The sequence below is a fragment of the Fontimonas sp. SYSU GA230001 genome (genome assembly GCF_040066175.1).
Lineage (GTDB): Bacteria > Pseudomonadota > Gammaproteobacteria > Nevskiales > Nevskiaceae > Solimonas.
On the sequence record NZ_JBEAAM010000019.1, the window covers coordinates 64,233 to 72,527 of the forward strand.

General features: G+C 69.1%; 7 protein-coding genes and 1 other RNA gene. All 8 read right to left on the reverse strand.

Annotated elements, in window-relative coordinates; genetic code table 11:
• Position 1: 1 nt before the first annotated feature.
• Complete coding sequence (gene mraY / locus AAG565_RS11160) at positions 2 to 1,087, reverse strand: phospho-N-acetylmuramoyl-pentapeptide-transferase (protein WP_348819671.1); 1,086 nt, start codon at positions 1,085 to 1,087, stop codon at positions 2 to 4.
• Positions 1,087 to 2,451, reverse strand: coding sequence for a UDP-N-acetylmuramoyl-tripeptide--D-alanyl-D-alanine ligase (gene murF / locus AAG565_RS11165; RefSeq protein ID WP_348819672.1), 1,365 nt, complete (start codon positions 2,449 to 2,451; stop codon positions 1,087 to 1,089). The genes mraY and murF overlap by 1 nt, the downstream gene beginning before the upstream one ends.
• A complete protein-coding gene (locus AAG565_RS11170) occupies positions 2,448 to 3,965 on the reverse strand; it encodes a UDP-N-acetylmuramoyl-L-alanyl-D-glutamate--2,6-diaminopimelate ligase (protein ID WP_348819673.1) in 1,518 nt (505 codons plus the stop codon). The genes murF and AAG565_RS11170 overlap by 4 nt, the downstream gene beginning before the upstream one ends.
• A complete protein-coding gene (locus AAG565_RS11175) occupies positions 3,962 to 5,722 on the reverse strand; it encodes a penicillin-binding protein 2 (protein WP_348819674.1) in 1,761 nt (586 codons plus the stop codon). The genes AAG565_RS11170 and AAG565_RS11175 overlap by 4 nt, the downstream gene beginning before the upstream one ends.
• Positions 5,719 to 6,006, reverse strand: coding sequence for a cell division protein FtsL (gene ftsL / locus AAG565_RS11180; protein WP_348819675.1), 288 nt, complete (start codon positions 6,004 to 6,006; stop codon positions 5,719 to 5,721). The genes AAG565_RS11175 and ftsL overlap by 4 nt, the downstream gene beginning before the upstream one ends.
• On the reverse strand, positions 6,003 to 6,899 hold the full coding sequence (gene rsmH, locus AAG565_RS11185; protein ID WP_348819676.1) for a 16S rRNA (cytosine(1402)-N(4))-methyltransferase RsmH: 897 nt from the start codon (positions 6,897 to 6,899) through the stop codon (positions 6,003 to 6,005). Before rsmH ends, ftsL begins: the two co-directional genes overlap by 4 nt.
• Positions 6,900 to 6,959: 60 nt before the next feature.
• Entirely contained in the window at positions 6,960 to 7,400 is a 441-nt protein-coding gene (mraZ, locus tag AAG565_RS11190) for a division/cell wall cluster transcriptional repressor MraZ (RefSeq protein ID WP_348819677.1), read from the reverse strand.
• Positions 7,401 to 7,748: 348 nt separating this feature from the next.
• Positions 7,749 to 8,156, reverse strand: an RNA gene (gene rnpB, locus AAG565_RS11195) — RNase P RNA component class A.
• Positions 8,157 to 8,295: the final 139 nt, after the last annotated feature.

An 8,295-nucleotide genomic window follows, 5' to 3' on the forward strand; every position in this document is an offset into this window, starting at 1 on the left:
GTCAGCGCACCTTCAACGACGCCAGGCCGACGAGCACCAGGATCAGCGTGACGATCCAGAAGCGCACGATGATCTTCGGTTCCGGCCAGCCCTTGAGCTCGTAGTGGTGATGCAGCGGCGCCATGCGGAAGATGCGCTTGCCGCCGCTGTACTTGTAGTACAGAACCTGCAGGGCCACCGAGAAGGTCTCGGCGACGAAGATGCCGCCCATGATCGCCAGCACGATCTCCTGGCGCACGAGCACCGCGACCACGCCCAGCGCGGCACCGAGCGCCAGGGCACCGACATCACCCATAAAAACCTGTGCGGGATAGGCGTTGAACCACAGGAAGCCGAGACCGGCGCCGCCGATCGCGGTGCAGAAGATCGCCAGCTCACCGACACCGGCGATGTACGGAATGCCGAGATAGCGCGCGATCACCGCGTTGCCGCTGGCGTAGACGAAGACCGCCAGCGCCGAGGCGACCAGCACGGTCGGCATGATCGCCAGGCCATCGAGACCGTCGGTCAGGTTCACGGCATTGCTCGACCCGACGATCACCAGATAGGCCCAGGGAATGAAGAAGATGCCCAGTGAGATCGACAGATCCTTGATGAAGGGAAAGATCAGCGTCGTCTCGGTCGGTGTCTTCGCCGTCGCGTAGATCAGTGTGGCGACGCCGAAACCGGCGAGCGACAGCCAGAAATACTTGCGGCGCGCCGGCAGGCCCTTGGGGTTCTTGTGCTTGATCTTGATGTAGTCGTCGGCGAAACCGACTGCGCCGAAGGCCAGCGTCACCAGCAGTGCGAACCAGACGAAACGGCTGCCCAGGTCCGCCCACAGCAGCGTGGACACCGTGATCGCGGCCAGGATCAGCACGCCGCCCATCGTCGGCGTGCCGGTCTTCTTCAGATGTGTCTGCGGGCCGTCGTCACGCACCGGCTGGCCGAACTTGAACCGGTACAGCCGCTCGATCATCCACGGACCGAAGGCAAACGAGAACGCCAGCGCGGTCAGCACGCCGAGCACGCTGCGGAAGGTCAGATACGAGAAGACGTTGAAGCCACTGACGTATTGCTTCAGGTAGTCCGCCAGGTAGTACAGCATCAGTGGGCTCCCCCCGGTTCCTGCCCCGTCAGCGCCGTCACCACGCGCTCCATGCGCGCCGAGCGCGATCCCTTGATCAGCACCACTGCGTCGGCGGTCAGCACCGCGGCCAGCGCGGTGGACAGGGCCTCGGCGTCGTCGAAGACCTGCGCACCGGCGCCGAAGCCCTGTGCCGCCTCGGCCGCCAGCGGCCCGAGCGCGTACAGGCCGTCGATGCGCAGCGACTTGGCAAACGCGCCCGCATCGCGGTGCAGGCGCGCTGCCTCCGGCCCGAGCTCGGCCATGCCGCCGAGCACCAGCCAGCGGCGGCCGGGCAGGCTCGCGAGCAGCTCCATCGCGGCACGCAACGACGTCGGGTTGGCGTTGTAGCTGTCGTCGAGCACGCGCGCACCCTGCGCAGTTCTGAGCCAGCTCAGGCGCCCGCTGGCACCCTCCACGCGCGCGAGCCCCGCGGCGATGGTCGGGGCGTCCAGACCCAACGCCACGCCGCAGGCCGCCGCGGCCAGTGCGTTCATCACGTTGTGGCGGCCGGGCAGCGGCAGATGGACCGGCGCCGAGCCCATGGGCGTGCGCAGCACGAAGCGGCTGCCGACCGCATCCGCGTGCGGCTCGAACTCGATCTGGTCGGCACGGACATCGGCATGCGCCGTCGTGCCGAAGTGGATCATCGACGCGCGTGCCGCCAGGCTGCGCCACAGGTCTGCATAGGCATCGTCGGCATTGATCACGGCGATGCCGCCGTCCAGTCCGGCGAACAGCTCGCCCTTGGCGCGCGCCACGCCCTCGCGCGAGCCGAATCCCTCCAGATGCGCATCGCCCGCCTGCGTGACGACCCCGACATCCGGGCGCGCCATCCGTGTCAGCAGCGCGATCTCGCCCGGATGGTTGGCGCCCATCTCGATCACCGCAGTGCGGTGCTCGTCGCGCAGGCGCAGCAGCGTCAGCGGCACGCCGATGTGATTGTTGAGATTGCCCTGCGTCGCCAGCACCGGGCCGCGCGCGGAGAACACCGCGGCGAGCATCTGCTTGGTCGTGGTCTTGCCGTTGCTGCCGGTCACGGCGACGACCGGCTGGCGAAACTGCGCTCGTGCGGCGGCGCCCATCAGCTGCAGCGCTTCGAGCGTGTCGCCGACGCGCAGCTGCGGCAGTTCGACATCCACCCAGTCGGCGACGACCGCGCCCACCGCGCCGGCGGCACGCGCCTGCGCGACGAAGGCATGCCCGTCGTGCCGCTCGCCGCGCAGCGCGACGAACACGTCACCGGGCTGCACCGCGCGACTGTCGATGACCACGCGCTCGAACTGCGCGTCGCCGTGACGCAGCTCGGCGCCGAGCAGGGTCCGCAGCTCCGACAGGGCGGTCATGCGCGGCGCTCCGGCGTCGCCGCGCCGACCAGTTCGGCGACGAAATCACGGTCGCTGTGCATGCGCACCTCGGCGCCATAGGTCTGGGTGGTCTCGTGGCCCTTGCCGGCGACGACGACGACGTCGTCGGCCGTGGCCGCACCGACCGCGCCGCGGATCGCGCCGCGGCGGTCGTGGACGATCTGGGCCTTGTGGCGCAGGTGCGCCGGGATGCCGGCGACGATCTGCGCGGCGATCGCCTGCGGATCCTCGCTGCGCGGATTGTCGTCGGTGACGATCAGCGCATCGGCGAGCTCGGCGGCGACGGCGCCCATCAGGGGCCGCTTGCCGCGGTCGCGGTCACCGCCGCAGCCGAACACGCAGTACAGACGCCCCGGTGCGTGGGCGCGCACGGCACCGAGGATCTGGCGCAGCGCATCCGGCGTATGCGCGTAATCGACCACCACCAGCGGCCGTGCCGAGGGTCCGCGGAAGCCCTCGATGCGCCCCGGCACCGTGTGCGATTGCGCCAGTGCCGCGGCTACCGCGTCGAGTGCGATGCCCTTGGCCAGCAACGCGCCGGCCGCGGCCATCAGGTTGTAGGCGTTGAAACGGCCGAGCAGCCGGCTCGACAGATCCGCCCGGCCCCAGGACGTGTCGAGCACGAAGTGGATGCCCTGCGGGGTGAGCCGCAACGCGCGGCCGATCACCCAGGCGCCGCGTTGCGGCACTTCGCCGTCGAGACCGTAAACGACGGCCTCGGGTCCGCCGTCGAGTTCTTCGGCCCATAGCGCACCGAAGGCGTCGTCGCGGTTGAGCACGCGCGTGGACAGATCGGGGCGTTCGAACAGCCGGCGCTTGGCGGCGGCGTAGCGCTCGATCGTGCCGTGATAGTCGAGGTGATCGCGGGTGATGTTGGTCAGCACCGCGACGTCGAAATGCATTCCGGCGATGCGGTTCTGATCGAGCGCGTGCGAGGACACTTCCATCGCCAGCGCCCGTGCACCGCCATCGTGCAGCTCCGCCACGCAGCGCTGCAGGCTGACCGGATCCGGCGTCGTGTGCGTGGCGGCGCCCAGCGCGCCGAGCCGGCCGACGCCGATCGTGCCGATGTAGGCGCAGGGCAGGCGCAGCCGATCCAGCGCCTGCGCGATCAGGTAGGCGGTCGAGGTCTTGCCGTCGGTTCCGGTGACACCGACGCAGAACATGCGCTCGGACGGACGTCCGTAGAATCGCGCGGCGATCTCGCCGGCGCGCGCCGAGAGATTCGGCACGGCGATCTCGGGGATCCCGGCCTCGGGCTCGGCCCAGCCGGCCGCCGGTTCCCAGGCCACTGCTGCCGCGCCACGCTCGACGGCCTCGTCCAGATGCGACAGGCCGTGGGTGTCGCGGCCGCGGCAGGCGAGGAACAGGTCGCCGGGCGAAACGCGCCGCGAATCGATCTCGACGCCGGCGACCTCGATGTCCGGCACTGGCACGTCGAAGCCGGCCAGCAGCCCCTGCAGGGAGCGCGCCCGTGTCGTCGGTTGGTTCATGTGCGCGGCTCCGTCGCCACGCCGGTCGAGGGCAGCGCCACGGTCCGCGACGCTTCCGGCGTGAGCTCCGGCACATCGCTGCCATCCGGCGAGATCTGCAGCAGGCGGGCCGCGTCCTGCATCACGCGCGAGAACACCGGAGCCGCGACCAGGCCGCCGTAGTAGCCCTCCGCGCTGGGCTCGTCGATCATCACCAGACCCACCAGTCGCGGATGCTCCGCGGGCACCATGCCGACGAACAGCGATTGGTGCCGGTTGCCGGCGTATCCGCCGGTCTCGGACACCTTGCGCACCGTGCCGGTCTTGCCGGCCACGCGATAACCGTGGATCGCGGCACGGCGTGCCGTGCCGGCGGGCGTCACCACCTGTTCGAGCATGCGCCGCACTTCGCGCGCGGTGTTCGCCGAGACCGCACGCTGCGGCGGCAGCGGGCGGCCGCCGCGCACCAGCTTGATCTGCGGCATCAGGCCGTCGTTGGCCAGCGCGGCATAGGCACGCAGCAGATGCAGCGCGTTGAGCGAAAAGCCGTAGCCGTAGGATGCCGTTGCCGTCGCGATCAGGCCCCAGTCGCTGAAATGGCGCAGCAATGGCGCGACCTCGCCTGGGAAACCGGTGTAGATCGGTTCGCCGAAACCGAAACGCTGATATCCGGACCACACCGCTTCGGCGCCCAGCGTCATGCCGATCTTGGCGGCGCCGACGTTGCTCGACTTGCTCAGCAGCGTCGCCAGATCGACGACGCCCTGCGGGTGCACGTCGCGCACGGTCAGCGCACCGACCTTGAGCGTGCCTGGCGAGGTGTCGATCAGGCTCGACGGCTGGTAGATGCCGAGTTCGAGCGCCTGCGCGACCAGCAGCGGCTTGACCGTCGAGCCGGGCTCGAAGGAATCGACGATGGCCTGGTTGCGGGTGCCCTTCGACGCACGCTCGCCGGGATTGTTCGGATTGAAGCCCGGCTGCGCGGCGATGGCGAGGATCTCGCCGGTGGCACTGTCGGCGACGGCGATCAGTCCGCCACGCGCGCGGTTCTGCGCCACCGCATCCTTCAGTTCGCGGTAGGCCAGATACTGGATGCGCAGGTCGATCGTCAGCTGCACGTTGTCGCCGGGCTGCGCCTCCCGGGATTCGAGATTGTCCTCGACGACGCGGCCCTGACGGTCGCGGATCACGCGGCGCTCGCCGGCATGGCCGGCGAGCAGGGTTTCCTGAGCCTTCTCGATGCCCTCCAGTCCGTTGCCATCGCGGCCGGTGAAGCCGACCAGCTGGCTGGCCACCTCGCCGGCAGGGTAGTAGCGCGCGTAGGACGGCTCGGAGAACACGCCGGGCGCCTTCAGCGACAGGATGCGCTGCGCGTCGGCCGGCGACAGCGCGTCACTGACATAGACGAACTTGCGTTCGATGCGCGCACGCAGGAATTTCTCGAACTCGTCGGCACGGCGGTCGAGCAGCCTGGCCAGTGCGGTGACGTGCGGCGGCGACTCCAGCAGCGCCGACGGAACCACCCAGATCGTTTCCACCGGCGCCGACAGCGCCAGTGGCTCACCGCGGCGGTCGCGGATCGCGCCGCGGTGCGCGGGGATGGTCATCGTGCGGATGTGCCGCTTGTTGCCCTCGCGCGTCAGGAAGTCGCGCTCCAGCACCTGCAGCTGGAACGCACGTCCGAGCACGATCGCGGCCCCCAGCCCGAGCACGCCGACGACGAGCAGGTGCCGCCAGCCCTGCACCGGTTGGGCGCTGAAATTGCGGATCGCGCTCACCGGCTCGCCTCCGCCGGACCGGCGCCGACGATCACGTACTCACGGGGTTCGGTCATCCCGAGCTGCTCGCGCGCGAGCTTGTCGATGCGGTTGTTGTGCGCCAGCGTCGCCTCCTCCAGCTGCAGCTGCGCCCACTCCATGTCGAGCCGCTCGCGCTCGACGCGCAGGCTCTCCAGCTCCGCCACCAGCGCGCGGTTCTCGTGCTTGGTGCGCACCACCGCGAGCGAAGACGCCATCACGGCGATCGCCAGCGCCAGCGGCAGCAGCAGCGCGCCGCGCTTCACGACCCTTCCCCGGCGACGCGCTCGGCGATGCGCAGCACGGCGCTGCGCGCGCGCGGATTCGCGGCGCACTCGGCATCCGATGGAAACTGCTTGCCGAGCAGCCTGAGGCGCGGCGGTTCACTGCGCGCGGCATCGCGCAGACGGTGCTTGACGATGCGGTCTTCGAGCGAGTGGAAGCTGATCACCACCAGCCGCCCGCCCGGTGCCAGCACGTCGATCGCGGCGGCCAGCGCCGTTTCCAGAACCTCGAGTTCGCGGTTGATCTGGATACGGATGGCCTGGAAGCTGCGCGTCGCCGGATGGATGCTGCGCGAACGCGGCCCCGGCACGGACGCGATCAGCGCCGCCAGCTGCGCGGTCGTCGTGATCGGTATCTGCGCGCGCGTATCGACGATGCGCCGGGCGATGCGCCGGCTGTTGCGCTCTTCGCCGTAGCGCCACAGCACGTCGGCGATCTCCGCCTCCGGCGCGCGCGCGAGCCACTGCGTGGCGGACTCGCCGGCTGCCGGGTTCATGCGCATGTCCAGCGGACCGTCGTGCGCGAAACTGAAACCGCGCGCCGCGCTGTCGAACTGCGGCGACGACACACCCAGATCCATCAGCACGCCGGCGATGTGTCCGGCAATGCCCAGTTCCTCGGAGAGCGCGCGCAGCTCGGAAAAGTTGCGGTGGTGGATGTGCAGCCGCGGCTCGGCGGCGAACGCCGATCGCGCATGCGCGACCGCTTCGGGGTCCTGGTCGAGCGCGTGCAGCACGCCGCGTGGCCCGAGCCGGTCGAGGATCGCGCGGCTGTGCCCGCCGCGACCGAACGTGCAGTCCACGTAGAGTCCGTCGGCGCGCGGCGCGAGGCCGGCGACCGCTTCTTCGAGCATCACCGGCCGATGGCTCGTCATGGCGGCGTCAGACCCGGCGACGGCATCGGCGAGTGCGCAGTCGAAACCCATTCGCGCATCTCACCGTCGGATCGTCCGGAACGCTTCGCGGAGCGCCGGCTTCTGGTCGATGTTCTCGCCGAAACGCCGCTCCCACTCGTCCTGCGCCCACAGATCGAAGCGAGTGTCCTGACCCATGAGCACCGCCGCACCGTCGAGCCGCGCACGCCGCCGCAGGTCCGGCGGCAGGAGCACGCGGCCCTGCTTGTCGATCTCGACATCGACGGCGAAGCCGACGAACCACTGCTTCATCTCCTCGGCCTGGTCGCGGTCCTCGAGCGCCTGGATGTCGCGCACGATGCGCTCGAATTCGGGCAGCGGATAGATCTCCAGACAGGGATTGGGACCGACCGTGATCACCAGCTGCGAATCACACTGCTCGGCGAGCGCCTGACGAAAACGCGCCGGGATCGCCAAGCGACCCTTGTCGTCCACCGCCAGATGATGAGCACCCTTGAACATCCGCAGTCCGTGGAGGTCTCCCCACTTTCTCCCACTTTCCACCACTCGTGGGGACTATACGCTGCCGGTCACCGCGCCGCAAGCGATTTCTTCGACAAAAATTCCGACAAAACAGTGGCTTAAGCACTGCGAGCGTGCCCGTTTTCGATATTCATTGAAAACAAACGATTAGCGCATGTTGTTAAGGTGAAACGCGAGATCGGCGATGGCTGAGCGCGAGCAGACCCGCCGGGCTCGACCCATGCCGTCTCTGCGGACGCGTGGACATTGCGCTTACCTCAATAACAAGACTTTTGTGCAATAAATACTCACGCCGGTGCCGGAACCTGCCCGGCGTGGCACCGGGAAAGTGGGAGTCGGCCTATAAGCCGGGTTCTGTGCCAGACGCTTGCGCGCCTGCGACAACCATTCCTCTACGCGCGTCGTCACCGACGCGCTTCAGCGACCTACCCGGAAGGCGCGCGGGCCGCGCGTCGCGCACTCGCGTGCGCACCTTCCCTATTTGGTCTTGCTCCGGGTGGGGTTTGCCGTGCCGGTCTGTTGCCAGACTCGCGGTGCGCTCTTACCGCACCGTTTCACCCTTGCCTGATCCCCGACACCAAGTGTCGGGGCCATCGGCGGTCTGCTCTCTGTTGCACTGTCCGTCGGCTCGCGCCGCCCAGGCGTTACCTGGCACCCTGCCCTGCGGAGCCCGGACTTTCCTCCCCTGCACGACCACCGAAGCGATCGGGCAGCAGCGGTTGTCTGGCCGACTCCCGCGCCCATTATCGCCGATGGCGGGCATCGGCTACAGTGCGAGCCTCTTCCAATGACACATGAGCCTGAAGGGGGTGCGTGATTCCAACGTGAAGTGAGCCTGAAAGGCCGGCGGGGCGGCGGGATCATCGGAGGATGA